The organism is Streptomyces sp. MMCC 100 (assembly GCF_041538145.2).
Lineage (GTDB): Bacteria > Actinomycetota > Actinomycetes > Streptomycetales > Streptomycetaceae > Streptomyces.
In genome coordinates this window covers 581,545-605,402 of record NZ_JBGORK020000001.1, presented here as the reverse complement: position 1 = coordinate 605,402, position 23,858 = coordinate 581,545, and the positions used below count along the sequence as shown (strand labels likewise).

Below are 23,858 nucleotides of genomic sequence, written 5' to 3'. Positions count from 1 at the left end.
GTCCCGAATGCCCTTTTCTTTGACCGTCCTGTGAGCGCCGGCGTCCTCGTCCGGCGGCCCGCGCGCGGCGCGACGGCGCTGCGCGGCGGCCGCTCCTGGCGTCCCACCCCGTACCAGGCCGCCGGTTTCTGCTTCTTCCTCGTGATGACGCTGGCGTACTGGGCGGTGCCGCTGTGCTGCGACGCCGGTCAGCACGCGGCCGTCGTCGAGCGCCTGAAGGCCGACCTCCTCCACCCCCGCCATCCGATGGCCGACCTGCCGGGCGCGGGCAGCGCGTACTACTCGCCGTACGCGGTGGCGCAGGGCGCGTTCGCCCGGCTGACGGGGCTGGGCGGCTGGGAGGTGGTGCGGCTCGCCGGGCCGCTGAACCTGCTGGTGCTGCTGACCGGCCTGAACCGCTTCGTGCGGGTACTGACCCCGCGGCCGTGGGCGCCGGTCCTTGCACTGGGCGCGATGACGCTGCTGTGGGGCACCGAGCGGGCCTGGTGGAGCGGCTATCTCGGGCTGATGTCGATGACGGGCAACCTCGGCTACCCGTCGACGTTCGCGATCGGGCTCACCTTCTGGGCCTGGGCGCTGACCGGGGCACGCGCACGCGACGGACGCCGGGTGCGGTACGTGGGGCCGAGCGGGCTGCGCGGCCTGCCCGGATACGCGGGACTCGGCGCCCTCTACGGCCTGGTCCTCCTCGTCCATCCGATCACCTCGGTGGCGGCGGTGCTCGGCGCGGTGGCGCTGGTGGCCGGGTGGCAGCGCGGGTGGCGCGGGCCGGTCGCGGGGCGGTGGGCGCTGACGGGCGCCGTGGCGGTGGCGGCGGCGGCGGCCTGGCCGTACTTCGACGTGTTCGCGCTGGCCGGCGACGGCAGCGTGGACGCCATGCACCGGGTCCTGTACCTCCACCTGCCCGGGGAGTTCTGGCTGGCCCTGCTCGGCCTGCCGGCCCTGTGGGCGCGCGGACGCCGCTCGCCCCGGGACCCGCTGGTGCTGATGTTCGCGCTGGACTGCGCGGTGGTGGCGTACGGCTGGTTCAGCGGCCACTACACCTACGGCCGGATCCTCGGGCTCACACTGGTGCCGCTCCAGTTCGCCCTGGCGGTGGAGCTGGCGGAGCCCCGGCCGTGGGGGCGCCGGCGGGCGGCGCTGGGCTGGACCGCGACCGCGGGTGCCCTGCTCGGGTTCCTCACGGTCCACGCGGGTGCGGTGGTGCCGCGCGCGCTGGACCCGGTCGGCTTCGAGCAGCCGCCGAACTGGCCGACGTACGCGTGGGCGGCCCGGCACATCGGCCCCGGCGAGGTCGTGATCACCGACGGCTACTACGCCGGGCACGCCATCGCCGGGTACGGTCCGAACCTCGCGGCGCCCGCCTGGCCGGACCCGGCGCTGGACGAGCGGGAGCGCGGGCGGCGGGCGGCCGACGTGCAGGCGTACCTCGCGCCGGACTCGACCCGCGCCGAGCGCGCCGCCGTCGTCCGCCGCTACCACGTCCACTGGCTGCTGCTGACCCGCTGGCGCCCGATGCCGGAGGAGGCGGTGGTGGTGGCGTGGAGCGAACGGACGGGCGAGGTGCTGGCGCGGGTCGGGTGAGTACTTCCCGGGGGGACTACTCGATGACGAGGTCGACCGGGATGTTGCCGCGGGTGGCGTTGGAGTAGGGGCAGACCTGGTGGGCCTGCTCGACCAGCTTGCGGCCGGTCTCCGCGTCGAGGCCCTCGGGCAGCTCCACCCGGAGGGTGACGGCGAGCGCGAAGCCCTCGCCCTGCTTGCCGATGCCGACCTCGGCGGTCACCGCGGCGTCGCTGACGTCGACCTTCGCCGCCCGGCCGACCGCACCGAGGGCGCTGCCGAAACAGGCGGCGTATCCGGCGGCGAACAGCTGCTCGGGGTTGGTGCCCTGCCCGTTGCCGCCCATCTCGACGGGGATGCCGAGCGCGAGGTCGAGCTTGCCGTCGGAGCTGACGGTACGGCCGTCGCGGCCGTGGGTGGCGGTGGCGGCGGCGGTGTAGAGCGCGTCCATGGGGAGACCGTCCTTTTCGGAGTCGGGGCGTACAGGACATGGCGGGCTCGGGGATCTTCGCGACCCCCGACCACCCACAAGTAGAGCACGCGATTCAATTGCACACAACTCAATGACGCACAATACCTGTCCGCTACCCTTGGACACATGACCACGCCCGCAACCGACTGGCTCCGCCTGGACCAGCAGATCTGCTTCTCCCTGAACGCCGCGTCGCGCGCCTTCGGCGGTGTCTACCGCGTGGTCCTCAAGGAGCTGGGGCTCACGTACCCGCAGTACCTGGTGATGCTGGTGCTGTGGGAGCACGGCGAGCTGCCGGTGAAGAAGCTCGGCGAGCACCTCCGCCTCGACTCCGGCACCCTGTCGCCCCTGCTCAAGCGGCTGGAGGCGGCGGGCCTGGTCCGGCGTGAGCGCAGCGCGCGCGACGAGCGGTCGGTGGAGGTGCGGCTGACCGCGGAGGGCACGGCGCTGCGCGAGCGGGCCGTCGAGGTGCCGCGCCGGATCTCCGCGGCGACCGGCCTCGACCTCGCCGAGGTCCAGGACCTGCGCGCCCGCCTGGACCGGCTCACGGCGGCGCTGGACGCGTACGGCACCGATCCGGCCCCCGAACCGTCCTGAGGGGTGCGGGCGCTCGACGAGCGCCGGGATGACGGATCATGGCTATGAAGGACCACCGAACGAAGGGGACGGCCACAATGACCTGGCTGATCACCGGCGGCGCCGGATACATCGGGGCGCACGTCGTACGGGCGATGACCGAAGCGGGCGAGAAGGCCGTGGTCTACGACGACCTGTCCACGGGGATCGCCGACCGCGTGCCCGACGGTGTCCCCCTGGTGGTGGGCTCGATCCTGGACGGCGAGCGGGTCGCCCGCGCCCTGGCCGACCACTCCGTGACCGGCGTCGTCCACCTGGCCGCCAAGAAGCAGGTCGGCGAGTCGGTGGACCTGCCCCTGCACTACTACCGGCAGAACGTCGAGGGCCTGCGCGTCCTGCTGGACGCGGTCACGAAGGCCGAGGTCCCGTCCTTCGTCTTCTCCTCCTCCGCCGCCGTGTACGGCATGCCCGACGTCGACCTCGTGACCGAGGAGACGCCGTGCGTGCCCATGTCGCCGTACGGCGAGACCAAGCTGGCCGGCGAGTGGCTGGTCCGGGCCACCGGCAAGGCCTCGGGCCTCGCCACGGCCTCCCTGCGCTACTTCAACGTGGCGGGCGCGGCGAGCCCGGAGCTGGCCGACACCGGCGTCTACAACCTCGTCCCGATGGTCTTCGAGAAGCTGACGGAGTCCGCGGCCCCCCGGATCTTCGGCGACGACTACGCGACGCCGGACGGCACCTGCGTGCGCGACTACATCCACGTCGTGGACCTGGCCGAGGCGCACGTGGCGGCGGCCCGCGCCCTGCAGTCCTCCCCCGGCCGCACCCTCACGCTCAACATCGGCCGCGGCGAGGGCGTCTCCGTCCGCGAGATGATCGACCGCATCAACGCCCTCACCGGCTACGACCAGCCCCCGACGGTCACCCCCCGCCGCCCCGGCGACCCGGCCCGCGTCGTCGCCTCGGCCGACCGCGCCGCCGTCGAACTGGGCTGGAAGGCCAAGTACGACGTCGAGGACATGATCACGTCGGCGTGGGCGGGCTGGGTACGGCTCCACCCGGAAGCGGCACGGGACTGACACCCCGGGCGCGCGCCCTCCGAGTCCGGCCCGGAGGGCGCCGGGTCACCGGGTCACCGGGTCACCGGGTCACCGGGACGAGGAGACCTGCTCGCGCACCCACGCCGGGTCGGGATTGGTGTACGGCCGGCCCGCCACGAGCAGAGTGGGCACGGTCTCGTTGCCGTCGTTGGCCCCTCGCACCACTTCCGCCCCGGCCTCGTCCCGCCAGATGTCGACCCAGTGCAACCGCCGGGCCCTCCGGCCCAACCGGATGCGCAGCCGCATGCAGTAGGTGCACCCCGGGCGCCAGAAGACGACCGGCCGTCCGTCGACGGCACTGCGCCGCTGCGCCTCCAGCGCACCGATCGACCTGGGGAACATCAACGGCGAGGTCAGCCCCGCCAGCAGCACGAACACGAGCAGCAGCACGGCGCCCGTCCCCAGGCGCCCCTGGACGACCAGCCCGGTCGCAGCGCCCGCTCCGGCGATCAGCAGCAACACCGGACCCGTCCACGCCCGCCTCACTGGACCTGGCCCGACGTCACACGTCGCCCGGCCTCCCGAGCCGCCTGGTCCAGCCGGCCTCGATGTTTCTCGGACCGCGGACAGAAGTGAAGACCGGCCTTCGCACCTGATGGGATCATGCGACCAGTCTGCGGCCCGCCCGCGGCACTCGACGGTGTTCCCGTCCATCGGCCCTGCCCGGTGATCATCTCGAGCCTGGCCCCCGTGTTGTTCCCGATCGCCGTCGGACAGGGCGGTCCCGGCCACCGGGCCCCGGGAGAAGTCGTATTTCCGCGCAGACGGTCCTGGTCACGCCTCACACTGCGGGCATGGACAACCACGAAGCCAACATCTACGACCTGTTACTCATCGGCGGCGGCTCCGGCGTCGGCAAGAGCAGCGTCGGCTGGGAAGTGTCCGCGCTGCTGCGGGAGGCCAGGACCGCGCACTGTCTGATCGAGGGGGACGGCATGGACCAGATCCATCCCGCGCCCGACGGCGACCCCCACCGTACGGCGATCACCGAGCGGAACATCGCCGCGGTGTGGGCGAACTACGCGGCGCTCGGACAACGCCGGCTGATCTACACCAACACCGTCAGCATCCTCGAGGCGTCGATGATCGGGCGGGCGATGGGCGGGGACGAGGTCAGGGTCACCTGCGTGCTGCTGACCGCCGACGAGGCCACCGTGCGGCAACGGCTCGCCGTGCGCGAGACCGGGTCGCAGCTCGGCGTGCACGTCGAGCGGAGCCTGCGCATGGGGCGACGGCTCGCCGAGGAGGCTCCCGTGGGCACGGTGCGGGTACCGACGGACGGCCGGGCGGTGCCGGACATCGCGGCGCAGGTGGTCCGGCTCACCGCCTGGTGAGAGGGCCGCGTCGCCTACAGCGGCTGCACGAAGGCCGCCCGCCACTGTGGCGACGGGTCCGAGCCCAATGCCGTCCAGTACTCCCGGCCGCCGGTTATCCGCCCGTCCCGGACCGTCCACAGCGACACGACCCGGTGGACCCCCATCGTCTCGTGCGGGACCTGCACCTCGGAGACCACGGTCTCGCCGTCGCCGTCCGCCAGGACGCGTATCACGTCGATCGACCAACCTTCCGGATACTCCGCGTTGACGCCCACGAAGTCGGCGCGGCCCTCGATCCGCTCGGCGCTGACCGGCCACTCCACCACCAGGTCGTCGGCGAGCAGCGCGCCGAGGCCCTCCCAGTCACGGGCCTGCATGCGGGTCCAGAACTCCCGCACGACCGCCGCAGGTTCCCTCACACCCATGGGGTTCATCGGTTCCATGGGGGCATCGTGACAGGCCCCACTGACAATCCGCCCCGGACTCAGAGCGCCTTCAGGCCCTCCGCCGTCGCCCGGGCCAGCGATCCCAGGTAGCCCTTCGGCGGCTTCGGGCCGCGGACGACCACCGAGCGCCAGTACAGCGGGCCCGAGATCAGGTCCAGGGCGAGGTCGGTGTCGAGGGCCGGGCCCAGCTCGCCGCGTTCGGTCGCCGCCGCGAGGATCCTGCTGGCGACGCCGTCCTGGCCCTCGCGCAGGGTCTTCTGCAGCGCCTCCGCGATGTCGGGATTGCGGGCCGCCTCCGCCTGGAGGTCGGGGATGATCTGCGAGGCCACCGGGTGGCGCAGCGCGCGGGACGTCACCTCGTACAGCAGCCGCAGGTCGCCCTCCAGGGAGCCGGTGTCCGGCGCGGGCAGGCCCTGGACGGCGAGCGCCGAGACGACGTCGAGCACCAGGTGCAGCTTGGAGCGCCAGCGCCGGTAGACGGCCGTCTTGCCGACGCCCGCGCGGCGCGCGATGCCCTCGATGGACATGCGGGCGTAGCCGACCGCCGCCAGCTCCTCGAAGACCGCCGCCCGGATGGCCTCCGTCACGTCCTGGCGGAGCACCGCCGCCCCGGCGGGGGCCCGGCGGCGCGGGCGCGGCGTCGGCTCGTCGGCGGCGGCGTTGGTCGTCATGCGCGTCAAGCATAGGGCGTCACGACGAAACGGTTGCGTTCCGGCGTCACCACGCCCTACGCTCACGTTACGACGATACGGTCCCGTCCCGACGTAAGTGAACACCCACGGCTACCCAGGTGAACGTCGGGCGTCACCCTCTCGCCCCCTCCCCCGAGCGAAAGCACCGGATGTGAGCCAGGTCCTCGACCCACCGCCCCCGACCCAGGCGTCGGCCCAGGCCGCCCCCACGCCCACCCCCACCCGCGCCCCGGACGACCTCGCGGCGCTCGCCGCCCGGCACGGGCTGTCGGTCAGCGGTGCCCGCCCCTCCCTGCCCGATTACGTCCGTCAGCTGTGGGCGCGCCGGCACTTCATCGGCGCCTTCTCCACCGCCAAGCTCACCGCCCAGTACAGCCAGGCCAAGCTGGGCCAGGTCTGGCAGGTGATGACGCCCCTGCTCAACGCGGCGGTGTACTACTTCATCTTCGGCATGCTGATGAACACCAGCCGGGGCGTGGAGGACTTCGTCCCGTTCCTGGTCACCGGCGTGTTCGTGTGGACGTTCACGCAGAGCTCGATCATGGCGGGCACCCGGGCCGTCTCCGGCAACCTCGGCCTCGTACGCGCCCTGCACTTCCCGCGGGCTGCGCTGCCGGTGTCCTTCTGCCTCCAGCAGCTCCAGCAGCTGCTGTTCTCGATGGGCGCCCTCCTCGTGATCCTGCTCGCGTTCGGCGTGCCGCCCGCCCCGTCCTGGGTGCTCGCGGTCCCGGCGCTGGTGCTGCAGTTCGTGTTCAACGCGGGCGTGGCGATGGTCATGGCCCGGGTGGGCTCGAGGATTCCCGACATGGCCCAGCTGATGCCGTTCCTGCTGCGCACCTGGATGTACGCCTCGGGCGTCATGTTCAGCATCCACCACATGACCGGCCCGGACAGCGGCCTGCCGTCCTGGGTGGGCACCGCCCTCCAGCTCAACCCCGCCGTCGTCTACATCGACCTGATGCGCTTCGCGCTGATCGACAGCTTCGGCGGAAGCCAGCTGCCGCCCCATGTGTGGGCGCTCGCGGTGGGCTGGGCCCTGGTCGCCGGGATCGGCGGTTTCATCTACTTCTGGAAGGCCGAGGAGACCTACGGTCGTGGCTGACAACAACAGCACTGCCGCCGAGCAGGCGGGCGAGCGCGTACCCACCGTCGTCGCCGACGGCGTCGACATCGTCTACCGGGTCAACGGCACCGGCGCGGGACGCGGCTCCGCGACCGCCGCCCTCAACCGCATCCTGCGCCGCAAGAAGACCGAGAAGGCGGCGGGTGTGCGCCGGGTGCACGCCGTGAAGAACGTGTCCTTCGTGGCGTACCGGGGCGAGGCCATCGGCCTGATCGGCACCAACGGTTCGGGCAAGTCGACGCTGCTCAAGGCGGTCGCCGGCCTGCTCCCGGTGGAGAACGGCCGCATCTACACCGACGGGCAGCCCTCCCTGCTCGGCGTCAACGCCGCCCTGATGAACGACCTCACCGGTGAGCGCAACGTCTACCTCGGCGGCCTGGCGATGGGCATGTCCCGCGCGCAGGTCAAGGAGCGGTACCAGGAGATCGTCGACTTCTCCGGGATCAACGACAAGGGCGACTTCATCACCCTGCCGATGCGCACGTACTCCTCCGGCATGGCGGCCCGCCTGCGGTTCTCCATCGCCGCCGCCAAGGACCACGACGTCCTCCTCGTCGACGAGGCCCTGGCCACCGGCGACCGTTCCTTCCAGAAGCGCTCCGAGGAACGCATCCGGGAGCTGCGCAAGCACGCCGGCACGGTCTTCCTGGTCAGCCACAGCAACAAGTCCATCCGCGACACCTGCGACCGGGTGCTGTGGCTGGAGCGCGGCGAGCTGCGGATGGACGGGCCGACGGAGGAGGTCCTGAAGGAGTACGAGAGGTTCACCGGCGGCCCGGCCAAGGCGGCACCCAAGCCGCAGGCCAAGGCCGCGCCCGCCCCGAAGGCACCGGCGGCCGTCTGAGCGCGCCCGCCCCGTCCCCCGGGAGGCGTAGTCCCCGCCCTCCCGATTAATCCTTTTGCCCGATTGATGTCACTATGACCGAATAGAAACCGACCCACAGGAGTGCTCCGGGAGCGACGAAGCGAAGGCCGAGGCGAAGGAGTCCCCACGATGTCCGAGACGGTCCCCGATCCGTTCCCCGAGACGGCCCCCGACCTCAGCGTCATCGTCCACGGCCCCAACGTCGAGGACCACCTGCCGGCCCTCCTCGACTCCCTGGACGCCCACCCCCTCACCGGCGTCGAGGTGATCGTCGCCGCCGTCGGGGACTGGGCGCGGGAGACGGCCGAGCGGCACGCCCCCGCCTTCACCGTGCTGCCGCTGCCGGACGGGGCGGGGGACGCGGCGGCCCGCTCGGCCGGGGCGGCCCGGGCCCGGGGCCGGTGGCTGCACTTCGTGCACGCCAAGGACGGGCTGCCGGTCGGCGCCCCGCCCGCCGTCGCCGAGCACGTGAGCGGCCTCCCCGCCACCGTGGACGTCCTGCTCGTCGACCACGTCCGCAGTTCCTGGCGGGTCTCGGGCCTGCCCTCCCCCGACGGTCCCCGCCTCGCCCGCGCGGGCCGCGCCGAGGAGGGCCTCGCCCTCGACGGCCGCGCGGGCCTGCTCCGCCTGGCCCCGCTGCTCGGCAACCGCGTCGTACGCGCCGGCTTCTGGCGGGCCCAAGAACGGCTCCTGACCACCGAGGACGAGCCGTTCGCCGCGTACGCCGCCCTGCTGCTCGCCGACCGCGTCGCCTGCCTGCCGCACCCGGCGTACGAGGACCGCCGGCTGCGCCCCGAGAGCCTCCCGCCGCCCACACCGGCCCAGCGGTACGCGCTGGTCGACCGCTACGAGGCGCTCCTCGGCCTCACCACCGACCGGCCTGCCGTCCACGGCGTCCTGTACGACCTGATGGTCCGCGACTGCCTGCGCACCTTCGCCCGCGCCGGGATGCCCGACGTGGCACGGGAGTTCTTCCACCGGGCGTCCGTGACCGCCCGGCGCCACCGCCCCGGCGGCCACCGGCAGCCCGCCGGCCTCGAAGGCGTACGCCGGTCGCTGCTGGAGGAGGGCGCCTACGGCAAGTACCGCGCACTCCAGACCGCCAACCACGCCCGCCGCGAGGTGCGCTCCGCCGTGCGCACCGGCAGGCGCCGCGCGGGCACACGGCTGCGCGCCCTGCAGTACCGGAGCGCCCTGGCCCGCCCGGTCGATCCGCACCTCGCGGTCTTCTCGGCGTACTGGAACCGCGGGGTGGCCTGCAACCCGGCCGCGATCGCCGCCAAGCTCGCCGAACTCGCCCCGGGCGTCCACCCGGTGTGGGTGGTCACGACGCAGGGCGCGGCCCTGCTGCCGCCCGGCACCGACCACGTCGTGCCCGGCACCCGCCGCTACTGGGAGGTGCTGGCCCGCGCCAAGTACCTGGTCAACAACGTCAACTTCCCGGACGCGGTGGTCAAACGCCCCGGCACCGTCCACCTCCAGACCCACCACGGCACCCCGCTCAAACGCATGGGCGTGGACCAGCTGCCCTACCCCGCCGCCGCCCACGGCCTGGACTTCCAGGCCCTGCTGGAGCGCGTCGACAAATGGGACTACAGCGTCTCCGCCAACAGCCACTCCACCCGCATGTGGCAGCGGGCCTACCCGTCCCACCACGTCTGTCTCGACCACGGCTATCCGCGCAACGACGTCTTCTACACCGCCGGCGCCGCCGAGGTCCGCGCGGCCCGCGAGCGCCTCGGCATCGCGCCGGGCCGCCGCGCGATCCTCTACGCGCCCACCCACCGCGACTACGAGGCCGGCTGGACCCCGCGCCTGGACCTCGCCGCCCTCGCCGACCGACTCGGCGAGGAAACGGTCCTGCTCGTGCGCGCCCACTACTTCTACGAGAGCGCCGCCTCCCCTGCGGCCCCGCTGGCGGGACTGCGCCGCACCGGCCGCCTCGTCGACGTCTCCTCCTACGAACCCGTCGAGGAGCTGTGCCTGGCCGCCGACGCGCTGGTCACCGACTACTCGTCGATCATGTTCGACTACGCCAACCTCGACCGCCCGGTCGTCATCCACGCCGACGACTGGGAGACCTACCGCACCACCCGCGGCGTCTACTTCGACCTGATGGCCGAGGCGCCCGGCCCGGTCGCCCGCACCCAGGCGGAACTGACGGAGATCCTCACCACCGACGCCTGGCACGACGAACGCGCGACCAAGGCACGCACCGCCTTCCGGCGCCGCTTCTGCGAGTACGACGACGGCCGCGCCGCCGAACGCGTCGTACGCCGGGTCTTCCTCGGCGAGGACGAGCGGACGCTGCCCCCGGTCCTGCCGGTCGAGGACCGCACCCCGGCCCCGAGCCCCGAGGAGGCCTGCGCGTCATGAGGACAGCCACCACGAGCCCGGCTCCGGGCACGCCCACGCCCCTCCCGCTGAACACCCCGGACGTCACCGTCACGGTCATCGTCTACAACGACGCCGAACGCCTGCCCCGCGCGGTCGCGTCCGTGCTGCGCCAGACCCACGCGAACATCGAGGTCGTCATCAGCGACGACCACTCGACGGACGCCACCGAGGAGGTGGCCCGCGAACTGGCCGCCCACGACCCGCGCGTCGTGTACCTCCGGCTGCCCGAGAACAGCGGCGGGTGCAGCGCCCCGCGCAACCGCGCCCTGGAGATCGCGCGGGCGCCGTACCTGATGTTCCTGGACAGCGACGACGAACTCCCCGAGCGCGCCGTCGAGGTCCTGCTCGCCGCCCACCGCGAACGCGACCTGGACTTCGCGATGGGCGCCGTGCACCGCATCCGCGTGGACGGCGGACGCCGCACGACCTGGATGCCGCACCTGGTCGCCGAGCGCCGCACACTCGACGGCATCGAGGCCGACCCGCGGCTGTTCTTCGAGCACCTGTCGACCAGCAAGATGTACGCCCGCGCCTTCCTCGACCGCCACGGCCTGCGCTTCCCCGAGGGCATCCACTACGAGGACCAGCTCTTCTCGGCACAGGCGTACTGCCTGGCCAAGACGTTCACCGTCGTCCCGGAGCCGGTCTACCGCTGGTACATAGCCCCGTACGCGGCCTCCGACACCGCCTCCATCTCCAACCAGCGGCACAAGCTCACCAACGTCCGCGACCGCGTCCACGTCCAGCGCCTCATCGACGCGTTCCTGGCCGAGAGCGGGCACGAGGCGCTGCGCGAGGACAAGGACTTCAAGTTCCTCAAGCACGACTTCCGGATGTACGCCGGTGACCTCCCCTACCGGGACGACGCGTGGCTGACGTCCTTCGCGGACCTGATGAACCCCTACCTCGACACGCTCGCCGAGGGCGCCTACGCCCGGCTGCCCCGCGCCGAACGGGTCGTCCTGCGGCTGCTGCGCGACCGCCGCCTGTCCGACCTGCGGACGGCCGCCCGGGGACTCGGCCACGAGGTGGCACCGCGCCGGGTGACGCCGGACGAGGACAGCGGACGGGTGTACTGGGGCGAGGGCGTCCCCGTCTCCCCCGAGGCCCGTCGCGAGCTGGACCTGACGGACCTGGAACTGGACACCCGCCCGTTCTTCACCGCCCTGCTCCGGCACGAGATCACGGAGATCACACGCGGCCCCGGTGCCTCGGTCGACCTCACCGTCCACACCTACGACCCCGCGCTGCGCCTCCCCGTCGGCCCCCAGCGCGCCGTGCTCCACCTCTCCCCCGGCCGCCGGCGCCTCACGGTCGCCTTCCGCCTCTCGCCCGTCCGCCCCGGCCTCTTCGAGGGCCGCGTCCGCCTGGACCTGGCGGCGGCCCGTCTGCCCCTCCACGGCTTCGAGGGCACCCGCCATCCCGTGCTCCGCCTCCACCACCGCGGCCGCACCCACACGGGCATCCTCCTGGCGCCGCTGGCCTTCCCGCCCCTCACGGCCCGCGTCCCCTACCGCACCGGCCTCACCCCCCACCGGGTCACCCTCCGCCCGGAGGGCCACAACCCGGGCCGCCTCCAGATCACCTGGCAGCCGACGGGCCCGACAGCCACACTCCTCCGCCCGACAGCCCGCCGCCTGTCCACCCCGAAAACCCGAAGAGCAGCCCGCTTGGTGTCCAACATCCTCCACTGACCCGGCCCCAGCTGCGGGCAGTCGTGCCGCTGGGGCGGCACGGGTGGGCGCAGCGGCACCCCGCAACGCCGGGCTGCGTCCCCACCCCGCGCCCGCCCCACGCCGGACACGACACAAAAAGGCGCCCCGGACCAACCGGCCCGGGGCGCCTCCCACGGCAACGGCAACGGCGTAAACGCCGCACCGCCTACGAATGCGTACGCAGCAACGTCCGCATCGTCCGCATAGCCACCGAAAGGTTGGACAGATCGAACTCGTCCGACGACCGGATCTCCTCCAGCGTCGTCCGCGCCCGCCCGAGGATCGCCGCGTTCTTCTCCTCCCAGGCCTTGAACCGCTGCTCCGGCGTCGACGTGCCGTTGCCCACCGCCAGGACGTCCGCGGTCAGCGACGCGTGCGCCGCGTACAGGTCCTCGCGGATCGCCGCGCGGGCCATGGACTGCCAGCGGTCGTTCCTCGGCAGATCACTGATCCGGTCCATCAGCTGGGTGACGCCGAGCCGGTCGGCGAGGTCGTAGTACACCTCGGCGACGTCCAGCGGCTCCTTGCCCATGCGGTCGGCCACCGACACGATGTCCAGCGTCGCGAAGGCCGAGGAGAACCCGGCCACCCGCGTGGCCGGCTCGTCCGGGACACCGGCGGCGGTCAGCTCGTCGTAGATGTGCTGGTACCACTCCGCGTCCGCGCCGCGCAGCAGCTTCGGCAGCTGCGACCAGACCTGCTCGACCCGCTCGGCGAAGAAGTCCACCGTCTTGGCCAGCTCCAGCGGCTGCGGCCGGTTGTTGAGCAGCCAGCGCGTGCCGCGCTCGACCAGGCGGCGCGAGTGCAGCCGGATCCGGGTCTGGACGGCGGCGTCGGCCTTGGTGTCCAGGGCCTCCACCGCGTCCCACACCGGGGAGGAGCTGAAGATCGCCCGGGCCACGGTCTGCGCCCGCACGATCTCCTCGAGCGACGCGCCGGTCTCCTCGCGCATCCGGTGCAGATACGTCGTACCGCCCGTGTTGACCGTGTCGTTGACCAGGACGGTCGTCGTGATCTCGCGACGCAGCGGGTGGCTGTCGATCTGCTCCAGGAACTGCTCGCGCAGCGCCGTCGGGAAGTAGGCGTGCAGCAGGCCCTTGAGGTACGGGTCGTCCGGCAGCGAGGTGTGCAGCAGCTCCTCGGCGACCGTGATCTTCGTGTACGCCAGCAGCACGGCCGTCTCCGGACCGGTCAGGCCGTGTCCGCTGCCCAGCCGCTCGCGGATCTGGCGGTCCGTGGGCAGGAACTCCAGGGTCCGGTTGAGGTGGCCCTCCCTGACCAGGTGCCGCATGAAGCGCTGCTGGGCGTGGAGCATGTCCTTGGACTGCGCGAGCGCGTTGGCGATCGCGGTGTTCTGCGCGTAGTTGTTGCGCAGGACCAGCGCGCCGACCTCGTCGGTCATCTGGGCGAGCAGCTTGTTGCGCTGCTTGACGGTCATGTCGCCGTCCTTGACGAGACCGTTGAGCAGGATCTTGATGTTCACCTCGTGGTCGGAGGTGTCCACGCCCGCGCTGTTGTCGATGGCGTCGGTGTTGATCCGGCCGCCCTGCAGCGCGAACTCGATCCGGCCCAGCTGGGTCAGGCCCAGGTTGCCGCCCTCGCCGACGACCTGGACCCGCAGGTCCCTGCCGTCGACGCGGATGGCGTCGTTGCCCTTGTCGCCGACGTCGGCGTTGGACTCGGTGGACGCCTTGACGTACGTACCGATGCCGCCGTTCCACAGCAGGTCCACCGGGGAGCTGAGGATCGCCTTCATCAGCTCGGCCGGGGTCATCTTGGTGATGCCCGACTCGATGCCGAGGGCCTCGCGGATGTGCGCGTTGACCGGGATGGACTTGGCCGAGCGCGGGAAGACGCCGCCGCCCGCCGAGAGCAGCCCGGTGTTGTAGTCCTCCCAGGACGAGCGCGGCAGCTCGAAGAGCCGGCGGCGCTCGGCGTACGAGGTGGCCGCGTCCGGGGTCGGGTCGATGAAGATGTGCCGGTGGTCGAAGGCGGCGACCAGGCGGATGTGCTCGCTGAGCAGCATGCCGTTGCCGAAGACGTCGCCGGACATGTCGCCGATGCCGACGACGGTGAAGTCCTGGGTCTGGGTGTCCACGCCCAGCTCCCGGAAGTGCCGCTTGACGGACTCCCAGGCGCCGCGGGCGGTGATGCCCATGCCCTTGTGGTCGTAGCCCGCGCTGCCGCCGGAGGCGAAGGCGTCACCGAGCCAGAAGTTGTAGGACTCGGCGACCTCGTTGGCGATGTCGGAGAACTTGGCGGTGCCCTTGTCGGCGGCGACGACGAGGTAGGTGTCGTCCTCGTCGTGCCGGACGACGTCCTCGGGGTGCACGACCTCGCCGGCCACCATGTTGTCGGTGATGTCGAGCAGGGCCGAGATGAACGTCTTGTAGCTGGCGATGCCCTCCGCCATCCACGCGTCGCGGTCGACGGCCGGGTCGGGCAGCTGCTTGGCGACGAAGCCGCCCTTGGCGCCGACCGGCACGATGACGGTGTTCTTCACCATCTGCGCCTTGACCAGGCCGAGGATCTCGGTGCGGAAGTCCTCGCGCCGGTCCGACCAGCGCAGACCACCGCGCGCGACCTTGCCGAAGCGCAGGTGCACGCCCTCGACGCGCGGCGAGTACACCCAGATCTCGAACGCCGGGCGCGGCGCGGGCAGGTCGGGGATGGCCTGCGGGTCGAACTTCATGGAGACGTAGTCGTGCGGCACTCCGCCGCTCGCCTCCTGGAAGAAGTTGGTCCGCAGCGTCGCCTTGATGACGGTGAGGAAGGACCGCAGGATCCGGTCCTCGTCGAGGCTCGCGACCTGGTCGAGGGCGGCGTCGACCTCTTCGAGCAGGGCGTCGACGATCTCGCGCCCGGCACGCTGCCGCTCCGGCGCCATCCGCGCCTCGAACAGGGAGACGAGCAGCCGCGTGGTGTGGACGTTGTTGCGGAGGGTGTCCTCCATGTAGTCCTGGCTGAACGTCGAACCGGCCTGCCGCAGGTACTTGGCGTACGCGCGCAGCACCATCGCCTGCCGCCAGGTCAGCCCGGCGCTGAGCACGAGGGCGTTGAAGCCGTCGTTCTCCGCCTTGCCGGTCCAGGTGGCGGCGAAGGCGTCCTGGACGCGCTCGCGTGCGTCGTCGCCGAGGTAGTCGGCGCCGCCGGCCGGCGCCTTGGGCATGCGCAGGCCGAAGTCGTAGATCCAGGCCGTGGTGCGGTCCGCGCAGCGCAGCTCGTAGGGCCGCTCGTCGGTGACCTCGACGCCGAGCCGGCTGAGCACCGGCAGCACGGCGGACAGGGAGACCGAGCCGCCCTTCTGGTAGATCTTGAAGCGCCGTTCCTCGGGCGCGGCGCCGACCGGCTCGTACAGGCTCAGCGCGAAGGTCTGCTCCTCGTCGAGCCGCTCCAGGTGACCGAGGTCGGCCACCGCGGAGCGCGGGCCGTGGTCGGCCTTGTAGCCCTCGGGGAAGGCGGACCCGTAGTGGCGCAGCAGCTCCGCGGCGCGCTCCTCGCCGAACTCCGCGGTCAGCGCCTCGCCGAATCCGTCGGCCCAGGAGCGGGCGGCCTCGACGAGCCGGGCCTCGACGCGCTCCTTGTCGGCGTCGGACAGGTGCGGCAGCTCGGTGCCCTGCGGGACCCGGACCACGAAGTGCAGCCGGGACAGGATGGACTCGGTGTTCCAGGCCGTGAAGTCGACGCTGGTACCGCCGAGCTCCTCCTTGAGGATGTCGATGATCCGCAGCCGGACACCGGTGGTGTAGCGGTCGCGGGGGAGGTAGACGAGGGCCGAGTAGTAGCGGCCGTACTCGTCCTGGCGCAGGTAGAGGCGCAGGCGGCGCCGCTCCTGGAGGTAGAGCACCGAGGTGACGATCGGCTCCAGCTCCTCGACGGAGGTCTGGAACATCTCGTCGCGCGGGTACGTCTCCAGGATCTGCAGCAGGTCGCGCCCGTCGTGGCTGTTGGGCGAGAACCCGGCGCGCTCCAGCACCTCCTCCACCTTGCGCCGCACGACCGGCACCCGGCGGACGGACTCGGTGTAGGCGGCGGAGGAGAACAGGCCGAGGAAGCGCCGCTCACCGACGACGTTGCCGTTCCCGTCGAACTTCTTGACGCCGATGTAGTCGAGGTACGACGGCCGGTGCACGGTGGCCCGGCTGTTCGCCTTGGTCAGCACCAGCAGCCGGTGCTCGCGGGCCTTGGCCCGGGCGTCGGCGGGCAGCCGCTCGAAGGAGGGGCTGACGGGGTGGCTCTCGTCGGTCGCGTGGTGCGGGTCGGAGCGCAGGATGCCGAGGCCGGTGCCGGCGACGGCGCCGAGGGAGTCGTCCTCGCGCAGCTCGTACTCGCGGTAGCCGAGGAAGGTGAAGTGGTCGTCGGCCAGCCAGCGCAGCAGCTCGCGGGCCTCCTCCAGCTCCCGCGCGGGGAGGTCCTCGGGCGTGGTCTCGGTCGACAGCTGGTCGGCGATACGGACGGCCGCGTCCCGCATCTTGCCCCAGTCCTCGACGGTCTCACGGACGTCGTTCAGGACGCGCAGCAGGTCGGCGGTGATCTGCTTGAGGTCGCCGCGGTCGGTCTCGCGGTCGATCTCGACGTGGATCCAGGACTCGGTGTGCGCGTCGTGCGGCAGGTCGCCGGTGGGCGGACCGGCGAGCACCTCGACGAGCTTGCCGGCGATGTCGCGCCGCACCACGATCTGCGGGTGGACGACGACGTGGATGCCGCGGCCCTGGCGGGTCAGCTCGTTGGTCACGGAGTCGACGAGGAAGGGCATGTCGTCGGTGACCACCTCGACGACGGAGTGGCTGCACGTCCAGCCGTTCTCCTCGACCGTCGGGGTGTGCACGCGGACGTTGGCCGTGCCCTGCGGCCGGTTCTCGGCCAGCCGGTAGTGCGAGACGGCGGCTCCGAAGACGTCGACCGGGTCGCGGTCGGCCAGGTCCTCCGGGGCGGTGTGCCGGTAGTAGCGCTGGAGGAACGCGAACACGGACGCGTAGTCCGGGGCGCCGTCCGGGCCGGCCGGGCCGTCCGGGGTGCCCGGAGTGCCCTCGCCCGTCGTCCCGGTCGGTAGGTGCCCCCCGACCGGGCTGTTCTCAGCTACCCGCGCAGCCCTTTCGAGCAGCTCGGCCTTGGCTTCGTCCAGCTTGGTCTGCATTGTCCTCTGACTCCTGTCGCGCGCCGTTGCGTGACGTAGAAGGAAGTACGGTCTCCTGCCTTCCGGCATGACGTCGGGACACGGGGTGTCCGGTCCGCTTCGACGCTATGCCGCAAGACGAGAGGAGCGGGGGCATATCAGCCAATGTCGCCGCTCTCGCCGGGTGTGACTTCGCTCTCGCCGTCACCGTCCGGGGAGTGTGCGGCGGCCTACCGGGGGCCCTGGCCGCCCTGTCCCGCCCGCGAGGATCAGCGACCGCCGCCCGGACACGGATGTCGTCCGTGTGTGCCGGGCGCAGGGCAGGGGCACCAGTGCCCCCGCGAGCTATCGCGCTGATCACGCCACAAGGCTATCGCCCCGCACGGGCTCCCCGTCATGAGCCGCATGTGTACAAAACCGGGCCGGCAACTTGGACGTTCCGCACAGCTACGACCGGGTAACGGCACGACCCGCGACACCGGACGGCACCGTCACCCCGCCAGCTGCTCCGCCACCACCACGGCTTCCCCCAGCGTGTCCACCACCGGCACCCCGATCCCCTCGAGGCTGGCCCGGCTGTGCGACCCGCCGGTGTACAGCACCGCTCCCGCCCCCACGTGACGCGCCGCCACCGCGTCGTCCGCGGCGTCCCCGATCACCACCGTGCGAGCAAACTCCACCCCGGACAGCGCCAGCTGCGCGAGATGCCGCACCATGTGCTCGGCCTTGCTGCCCCCGGACGGCCCGGTCCGCCCGTCGACGCGTATGAAGTGCGTCTCGATCCCGAATCCCTTGACCAGCGGCACCAGCTCGTCATGGCCGTACATGCTGAGGATCGACTGGCTGCGCCCCGCCGACCGCCACCCCGCGAGCAGCTCCGTGACGCCGTCGGCGAGCCGGCACCGGTCCCGGTGCGCGCCGTAGTGGCGCTGGAAGGTCGCGTCCATGACCTCCCACTCGGCGTCGGTGGGCAGCCTTCCCATCAGCCGCTCGTAGAACTTCGGCACCGGCACGCAGTACAGCGCCCGGTACTGCTCCAGTGTGATCGGCGCCAGCCCCAGCTCGGCGAACGCCGCGTTCGTCGCTCCGATGATCGCGTCGTTGTCGTGGAACAGCGTGCCGTTCCAGTCCCACACGATGTGTGCGCCCGTCTGCATCCCCATGCCCGAAAACGTACCCGCCGCCACTGACAATCGGGGCGCCGCGGTGTGAGTGCCCTGGTCAGAGCAGGTTCGGGATCTCCTGCGTCGCGTACCAGAGCAGCTCGTGGTCCTCCGCGCCGTCCACGACGAACTGGGCGTCGTCGTCCCCGCCGTCCGCCGCCGCGAGGGCCTCGGCAGCGGTGCTCACGTCCGCCTCCGCGTCGGCGGAGTCGACGTGCACCGCGGCCGCCTCGGCCAGCGGCAGCGGCCCGACGACCCGGACCTCGCCCAGCGCCGCCGGGTCGAGTCCCCGGTCCGGGTCGGCCGCGGCGGCGCCGTCGGGTACGTCGGCGGCGACCACGACCCGGCGCCGCGCCGCGGCGGTGTCGGCCGCCAGCAGTCGCAGCGAGGCCAGCGCGGCCCGGTTCAGGGCGGCGTACTCCAGCTCCTCGATGTCGTCCGACAGGTACCACTCGCGCAGCGCCGGCGTGACGGCGTAGGCGACGAGCGGTCCGGTCCCCAGCTCCCCCGCCCGGTGCGCCTCGGCGAGGCCGGACAGGGTCAGGGGGACGTAGACGCGCATGAGTCTGCCGCTTTCGTGGTCGGGGACGCGCCGCCGGAGCGCTCGTCGGCCCGGCGGAAAGGCCTTCAGGAGCCACCAGGATACGTGCGGGTGTCCCCTTTCGAGTTCCCACCCAGGGCGTCGGACGCGTCCACTCCGAGCCCGGAATTCACCCGGTCCGCCTTGGCGCCCCGGCCCATCCGACCGCCTCGATCACTCGGATAGGTGAACCTCCCTCCCCCCTCGGCGCGGTCGCCCGCCTCCTTGCCGTGCCGCCCCTCCAGCCCGTACAAGATCCCCGACCACGAAAGTTACCGCCCGGTATCGCCCGGGCCGCCGAACGGGGACCCCATGCGCAAGGTCATGACCAGGACGCAGCTCCGCCCCACTGCCCCGCCCCACCACACACCAACCGCCCCCTTCACCCCACCGCCCCACACCCTCGCAAGCGCCACACCCGACGCACCCGGCATCGCCCACCCCGACGGACCCGGGACCGCGCCGTCCGACGGACCCGGTGCTGCGCCGCCCTACCCGCGCGACTGCGTCCTGCCCCGTACGTCCGGCGACACCACCGCCCCCTTCGCCCCACCACCGCCCCACACCCTCGCAAGCGCCACACCCGACGCACCCGGCATCGCCCACCCCGACGGACCCGGGACCGCGCCGTCCAACGGACCCGGGACCGCGCCGCCCTACCCGCGCGACTGCGTCCTGCCCCATGCGGCCGGCGACACCGCGCCCCGCGCGCCCGGTGACGTTCCGTCACGCCTCCCCGGCGGGCTCCGAGGAACCGGCGGGGGTCATGAGTCCCCGCCCGGTCTCGCTCCCTTGGGCACCGCCGCCTCCCCCTCCGCCGCGTCCGGTACGCCGCCTTACGCTCCCGGCGGCGCCCCGCCCCACGCGCCCGGCGGTGTGCCGCCGCGCAGGCCGGGGGCGCGCGGGGCGCGTGCCGCGGCTCCGGGTGGGCGTCCGCCGGGGTCTCCGGGACGGTCCCAGCGGCCCCGTACGCGGCCGGCCGACACCCGTCCGCCCACGGCCGGCCCGGGCCGGGGCACCGGTCTGGGTCCCCTCACCGCGCCGGACGCCCTCGCCACGGGCCCCGGGCCGGGCCCGACCACGCGGCTCGGGTCCGGGTCCGGGTCCGGGTCCGCCACGGCCGACGCCCCCGCGCGCACCGCGTACCCCGCCAAGGCCCGCGCGGCGGGGTCGCCCGTACCAGCGGGCCACCGGGCCGCACAGCCCGCCGCAGCGCCTCTCGTCCCCGCGCAGACCCCGCGCCGTCCCGTCCCGCAGCTCCGCCCCACCGACCACTTCGCCGAGCTTCTCCTCGGCGTCCTCAGCGGCCGACGCCCTGTCCACTCGATGCTCCGCCACACCGTCGGCCGCGCCTACGACGACCTTGCCCACCTCGCCGAACGCGGACCGCTGCGCACTCGCGGCGCCCTGCCCGTCGTTCGCGACATCGGCTACTTCGAGCCCCGTCCGGGCGCCCTCGAGGTCTTCGCCCGCATCGGCGCGGGCGACCGGCTGCGCGCCATGGCCTTCCGCCTGGAGCGGGGCAGAGACCTGCGCTGGCGCTGCACGGCGGTGGAACTGGGCGGCCCCCGCAGGCCTCGCGCGGACGACGACTGACCGACCCGCCCCGACAGAACGGCCCCGTAGGAACTGGCCCCCCAGGACAGGCCGAAGGGCCGGTCACCCCCGGGTGACCGGCCCTTCCCACCACTGCGGCGCCCACCGGCACCGCGCCGTCACTTCTTGCGGCGGCGTCCGCCCTTGGCCTGCTTGCGGCGCTCCGCGCGCGTGAGCCCGCCGGACTGGGCCTGCGCGGCCTCGCCGTCGGTGAACTCGCCCTCGACGACACCGCCCTCACCGTCCACCGTGGGCGCGGAGAAGTGCAGGTCCCGGCGCTGCGGTGCGTCGAGGCCCTTGGCCCGGATCTCCGGACGGGCACCGGCCTGGGCCGGGACCGCGTCCTGCGCGCCCTTGTCGAGCGACGGCGCCGCGTCCTCGACCGGGACCTCCTCGACCTGCTGCTCGACCTGGACCTCCAGGTTGAACAGGTAGCCGACGGACTCCTCCTTGATGCCCTCCATCATGGCCTGGAACATGTCGAAGCCCTCGCGCTGGTACTCGACCAGCGGGTCCTTCTGCGCCATGGCGCGCAGGCCGATGCCCTCCTGGAGGTAGTCCATCTCGTAGAGGTGCTCGCGCCACTTGCGGTCCAGGACCGAGAGGACGACCCGGCGCTCCAGCTCGCGCATGATCTCGGAGCCGAGCTGCTTCTCCCGCGCCTCGTACTGCTCCATGACGTCGTCCTTGATGGACTCCGCGATGTAGTCGGCGGTCAGACCGGCCCGGTCGCCGGCCGCCTCCTCCAGCTCCTCGACGGTGACCTTCACCGGGTAGAGCTGCTTGAAGGCGCCCCACAGCCGGTCCAGGTCCCAGTCCTCCGGGAAGCCCTCGGCAGTCTCGGCCTGCACGTAGGCGTCGATCGTGTCGTTCATGAAGTGCTGGATCTGCTCCTGCAGGTCCTCGCCCTCCAGGACGCGGCGCCGCTCGCCGTAGATGACCTCACGCTGGCGGTTGAGGACCTCGTCGTACTTCAGGACGTTCTTACGGGTCTCGAAGTTCTGCGTCTCGACCTGCGACTGGGCGGACGCGATCGCGCGCGTGACCATCTTGTTCTCGATCGGCACGTCGTCCGGCACGTTCGCCATGGACATCACGCGCTCGACCATCTGGGCCTTGAACAGCCGCATCAGGTCGTCGCCCAGGGAGAGGTAGAAACGGGACTCACCGGGGTCGCCCTGACGGCCGGAACGACCGCGCAGCTGATTGTCGATACGGCGCGACTCGTGCCGCTCGGTGCCCAGGACGTAGAGGCCGCCCAGTTCCTTGACCTCTTCGAACTCGGCCTTGACCGCCTGCTCGGCCCGCTCGAGGGCGGCGGGCAGGGCCGCGGCCCACTCCTCGATGTGCTCCTCGGGGTCGAGGCCGCGCTGGCGCAGCTCCGCCTCGGCGAGGTCCTCGGGGTTGCCGCCGAGCTTGATGTCCGTACCGCGGCCGGCCATGTTCGTGGCCACCGTCACGGAGCCCTTGCGGCCCGCCTGGGCGACGATCGTCGCCTCCCGGTCGTGCTGCTTGGCGTTCAGCACCTCGTGCTGGACACCGCGCTTGCTGAGCTGCTGCGAAAGGTACTCGGACTTCTCGACCGAGGTGGTGCCGACGAGGATCGGCTGGCCCTTGCGGTGCTTCTCCTCGATGTCGTCGACGACCGCCTCGAACTTGGCGACCTCGGTGCGGTAGATCAGGTCCGACTGGTCCTTGCGCACCATCGGCCGGTTGGTCGGGATGGGCACCACGCCGAGCTTGTAGATCTGGTGGAACTCGGCGGCCTCGGTCATCGCCGTACCGGTCATGCCGGACAGACCGGGCTGTTCCTTGCCGTCGTGGTCGTGGCGCTTGTAGAGGCGGAAGAAGTTCTGCAGGGTGATCGTGGCGAGCGTCTGGTTCTCGTCCTTGATGTCCACCCCTTCCTTCGCCTCGATCGCCTGGTGCATGCCCTCGTTGTAGCGGCGGCCGGCGAGGATACGGCCGGTGTGCTCGTCGACGATCATGACTTCGCCGTCGAGGACGACGTAGTCCTTGTCCTTCTTGAACAGTTCCTTGGCCTTGATGGCGTTGTTCAGGTAACCGACCAGCGGGGTGTTCACCGACTCGTAGAGGTTGTCGATGCCCAGCCAGTCCTCGACCTTGGACACGCCCGACTCGTGGATGGCGACGGTGCGCTTCTTCTCGTCGACCTCGTAGTCGCCGGTCTCCTCGATGCCCTTGAGGGTGTTGCCGGCCTCGCCCTTCTTCAGGCGGGTGACCAGCTTGGCGAAGTCGCCGTACCACTTGGTGGCCTGGTCGGCCGGGCCAGAGATGATCAGCGGCGTACGGGCCTCGTCGACGAGGATGGAGTCGACCTCGTCGACGATGGCGAAGTTGTGGCCGCGCTGAACGAGTTCGTCCTTGGACCACGCCATGTTGTCGCGGAGGTAGTCGAAGCCGAACTCGTTGTTCGTGCCGTACGTGATGTCGCAGCCGTACATCTCCCGGCGCTGGGCCGGCGTCTGGTTGGCGAGGATGCAGCCGACGTTCAGACCCAGGAACTTGTGGACGCGGCCCATCAGCTCCGAGTCGCGCTCGGCCAGGTAGTCGTTGACCGTGACGATGTGCACGCCCTCGCCGGACAGGGCGTTGAGATAGGCGGGCAGCGTGCCGACGAGGGTCTTGCCCTCACCGGTCTTCATCTCGGCCACGTAGCCCATGTGCAGGGCGGCGCCACCCATGATCTGCACGTCGTAGTGGCGCTGGCCCAGGACGCGCTTGGCGGCCTCACGGACGGTGGCGAAGGCTTCGGGCAGCAGGTCGTCCAGGCTCTCACCGTCGGCGTAGCGCTGCTTGTACTCGTCGGTGAGGGCCCGCAGCTCGGCGTCGGAGAGGTCAGCGAAGTCCTCTTCGATGGAGTTGACCTGGTCCGCGATGCGGTGCAGCTTGCGCAGGATCTTGCCTTCGCCTGCACGCATGAGCTTCGAGAGGACGGACACGGGGGTTGGTCTCCTTGCCGGTCGGGCCTGGGACGGTCGGTTTCCTGTGACGGACTGAGCAACGGCCATCGTATGCGAGGACCCCACCGCACCGGGAGGCCTGCCGTAACGGGGACCGTCCACTCCTTACATCCAGCATCCCTGTCTGCTGTCACCCCTTTCAACGTCCGGGCCC

Annotated in this window: 17 protein-coding genes; 9 read left to right on the top strand and 8 right to left on the bottom strand. The window is 72.0% G+C overall.

Going from position 1 to position 23,858, the window contains the following annotated elements; translation table 11 throughout:
* Positions 1–30: 30 nt before the first annotated feature.
* Positions 31–1,584 (top strand): hypothetical protein, encoded by a 1,554-nt coding sequence (locus tag ABS735_RS02885; RefSeq protein ID WP_373899808.1) that lies wholly within the window; start codon positions 31–33, stop codon positions 1,582–1,584.
* Positions 1,585–1,600: 16 nt separating this feature from the next.
* Here ABS735_RS02885 and ABS735_RS02880 read toward each other — a convergent pair whose 3' ends face one another.
* Positions 1,601–2,014, bottom strand: a complete 414-nt coding sequence (locus ABS735_RS02880; RefSeq protein ID WP_373899807.1) for an organic hydroperoxide resistance protein — start codon at positions 2,012–2,014, stop codon at positions 1,601–1,603.
* A 147-nt stretch (positions 2,015–2,161) separates the two neighbouring features.
* Here ABS735_RS02880 and ABS735_RS02875 point away from each other — a divergent pair, with 147 nt between their 5' ends.
* Both ABS735_RS02875 and galE read left to right on the top strand, forming a co-directional pair.
* Positions 2,162–2,632: a MarR family winged helix-turn-helix transcriptional regulator gene (locus tag ABS735_RS02875; protein ID WP_373899806.1), complete on the top strand. Its 471-nt coding sequence runs from the start codon at positions 2,162–2,164 to the stop codon at positions 2,630–2,632.
* Positions 2,633–2,709: 77 nt separating this feature from the next.
* Positions 2,710–3,690: a UDP-glucose 4-epimerase GalE gene (gene galE / locus ABS735_RS02870; protein WP_373899805.1), complete on the top strand. Its 981-nt coding sequence runs from the start codon at positions 2,710–2,712 to the stop codon at positions 3,688–3,690.
* A 69-nt stretch (positions 3,691–3,759) separates the two neighbouring features.
* On the opposite strand, the gene ABS735_RS02865 is transcribed toward galE, so the two are convergent.
* Positions 3,760–4,197, bottom strand: a complete 438-nt coding sequence (locus ABS735_RS02865) for a glutaredoxin domain-containing protein (RefSeq protein ID WP_373899804.1) — start codon at positions 4,195–4,197, stop codon at positions 3,760–3,762.
* A gap of 308 nt (positions 4,198–4,505) precedes the next feature.
* On the opposite strand from ABS735_RS02865, the gene ABS735_RS02860 reads away from it, so the two are divergent.
* Positions 4,506–5,045 (top strand): hypothetical protein, encoded by a 540-nt coding sequence (locus ABS735_RS02860; RefSeq protein WP_373899803.1) that lies wholly within the window; start codon positions 4,506–4,508, stop codon positions 5,043–5,045.
* Between the two features lie 14 nt (positions 5,046–5,059).
* On the opposite strand, the gene ABS735_RS02855 is transcribed toward ABS735_RS02860, so the two are convergent.
* Both ABS735_RS02855 and ABS735_RS02850 read right to left on the bottom strand, forming a co-directional pair.
* Positions 5,060–5,470, bottom strand: a complete 411-nt coding sequence (locus tag ABS735_RS02855) for a nuclear transport factor 2 family protein (protein WP_373899802.1) — start codon at positions 5,468–5,470, stop codon at positions 5,060–5,062.
* Between the two features lie 41 nt (positions 5,471–5,511).
* On the bottom strand, positions 5,512–6,144 hold the full coding sequence (locus ABS735_RS02850; protein ID WP_373899801.1) for a TetR/AcrR family transcriptional regulator: 633 nt from the start codon (positions 6,142–6,144) through the stop codon (positions 5,512–5,514).
* A 172-nt stretch (positions 6,145–6,316) separates the two neighbouring features.
* On the opposite strand from ABS735_RS02850, the gene ABS735_RS02845 reads away from it, so the two are divergent.
* The 4 genes from ABS735_RS02845 (at position 6,317) to ABS735_RS02830 (ending at position 12,244) form a co-directional block, all read left to right on the top strand.
* A complete protein-coding gene (locus tag ABS735_RS02845) occupies positions 6,317–7,267 on the top strand; it encodes an ABC transporter permease (protein ID WP_373899800.1) in 951 nt (316 codons plus the stop codon).
* Positions 7,260–8,132, top strand: coding sequence for an ABC transporter ATP-binding protein (locus ABS735_RS02840; RefSeq protein ID WP_373899799.1), 873 nt, complete (start codon positions 7,260–7,262; stop codon positions 8,130–8,132). Before ABS735_RS02845 ends, ABS735_RS02840 begins: the two co-directional genes overlap by 8 nt.
* Before the next feature lie 150 nt (positions 8,133–8,282).
* Entirely contained in the window at positions 8,283–10,529 is a 2,247-nt protein-coding gene (locus tag ABS735_RS02835) for a CDP-glycerol glycerophosphotransferase family protein (RefSeq protein ID WP_373899798.1), read from the top strand.
* Positions 10,526–12,244, top strand: coding sequence for a glycosyltransferase family 2 protein (locus tag ABS735_RS02830; RefSeq protein ID WP_373899797.1), 1,719 nt, complete (start codon positions 10,526–10,528; stop codon positions 12,242–12,244). Before ABS735_RS02835 ends, ABS735_RS02830 begins: the two co-directional genes overlap by 4 nt.
* A 187-nt stretch (positions 12,245–12,431) precedes the next feature.
* On the opposite strand, the gene ABS735_RS02825 is transcribed toward ABS735_RS02830, so the two are convergent.
* The 3 genes from ABS735_RS02825 to ABS735_RS02815 all read right to left on the bottom strand — a co-directional run bounded on the left by ABS735_RS02825 (position 12,432) and on the right by ABS735_RS02815 (position 19,106).
* A complete protein-coding gene (locus ABS735_RS02825) occupies positions 12,432–17,402 on the bottom strand; it encodes an NAD-glutamate dehydrogenase (protein ID WP_373899795.1) in 4,971 nt (1,656 codons plus the stop codon).
* Between the two features lie 470 nt (positions 17,403–17,872).
* The gene (locus ABS735_RS02820) at positions 17,873–18,544 is read right to left on the bottom strand and encodes an HAD family hydrolase (RefSeq protein ID WP_373899793.1); all 672 of its coding nucleotides are present in this window, start codon (positions 18,542–18,544) and stop codon (positions 17,873–17,875) included.
* 58 nt (positions 18,545–18,602) lie between these two features.
* Positions 18,603–19,106: a DUF6912 family protein gene (locus tag ABS735_RS02815; protein ID WP_373899791.1), complete on the bottom strand. Its 504-nt coding sequence runs from the start codon at positions 19,104–19,106 to the stop codon at positions 18,603–18,605.
* Between the two features lie 1,344 nt (positions 19,107–20,450).
* Here ABS735_RS02815 and ABS735_RS02810 point away from each other — a divergent pair.
* A complete protein-coding gene (locus tag ABS735_RS02810) occupies positions 20,451–20,720 on the top strand; it encodes an Rv3235 family protein (protein WP_373899789.1) in 270 nt (89 codons plus the stop codon).
* Between the two features lie 119 nt (positions 20,721–20,839).
* On the opposite strand, the gene secA is transcribed toward ABS735_RS02810, so the two are convergent.
* The gene (secA, locus tag ABS735_RS02805) at positions 20,840–23,683 is read right to left on the bottom strand and encodes a preprotein translocase subunit SecA (RefSeq protein WP_373899787.1); all 2,844 of its coding nucleotides are present in this window, start codon (positions 23,681–23,683) and stop codon (positions 20,840–20,842) included.
* Positions 23,684–23,858: the final 175 nt, after the last annotated feature.

Excerpts from the sequence above, each read along its gene's own strand:
- ABS735_RS02880 (WP_373899807.1), bottom strand. The coding sequence starts at position 2,014 with ATGGACGCGCTCTACACCGCCGCCGCCACCGCCACCCACGGCCGCGAC.
- ABS735_RS02835 (WP_373899798.1), top strand. The coding sequence starts at position 8,283 with ATGTCCGAGACGGTCCCCGATCCGTTCCCCGAGACGGCCCCCGACCTC.
- ABS735_RS02815 (WP_373899791.1), bottom strand. The coding sequence starts at position 19,106 with ATGCGCGTCTACGTCCCCCTGACCCTGTCCGGCCTCGCCGAGGCGCAC.
- ABS735_RS02825 (WP_373899795.1), bottom strand. The coding sequence starts at position 17,402 with ATGCAGACCAAGCTGGACGAAGCCAAGGCCGAGCTGCTCGAAAGGGCT.
- ABS735_RS02860 (WP_373899803.1), top strand. The coding sequence starts at position 4,506 with ATGGACAACCACGAAGCCAACATCTACGACCTGTTACTCATCGGCGGC.
- ABS735_RS02820 (WP_373899793.1), bottom strand. The coding sequence starts at position 18,544 with ATGGGGATGCAGACGGGCGCACACATCGTGTGGGACTGGAACGGCACG.
- ABS735_RS02850 (WP_373899801.1), bottom strand. The coding sequence starts at position 6,144 with ATGACGACCAACGCCGCCGCCGACGAGCCGACGCCGCGCCCGCGCCGC.
- ABS735_RS02855 (WP_373899802.1), bottom strand. The coding sequence starts at position 5,470 with ATGGAACCGATGAACCCCATGGGTGTGAGGGAACCTGCGGCGGTCGTG.
- ABS735_RS02830 (WP_373899797.1), top strand. The coding sequence starts at position 10,526 with ATGAGGACAGCCACCACGAGCCCGGCTCCGGGCACGCCCACGCCCCTC.
- ABS735_RS02810 (WP_373899789.1), top strand. The coding sequence starts at position 20,451 with ATGCTCCGCCACACCGTCGGCCGCGCCTACGACGACCTTGCCCACCTC.
- ABS735_RS02875 (WP_373899806.1), top strand. The coding sequence starts at position 2,162 with ATGACCACGCCCGCAACCGACTGGCTCCGCCTGGACCAGCAGATCTGC.
- galE (WP_373899805.1), top strand. The coding sequence starts at position 2,710 with ATGACCTGGCTGATCACCGGCGGCGCCGGATACATCGGGGCGCACGTC.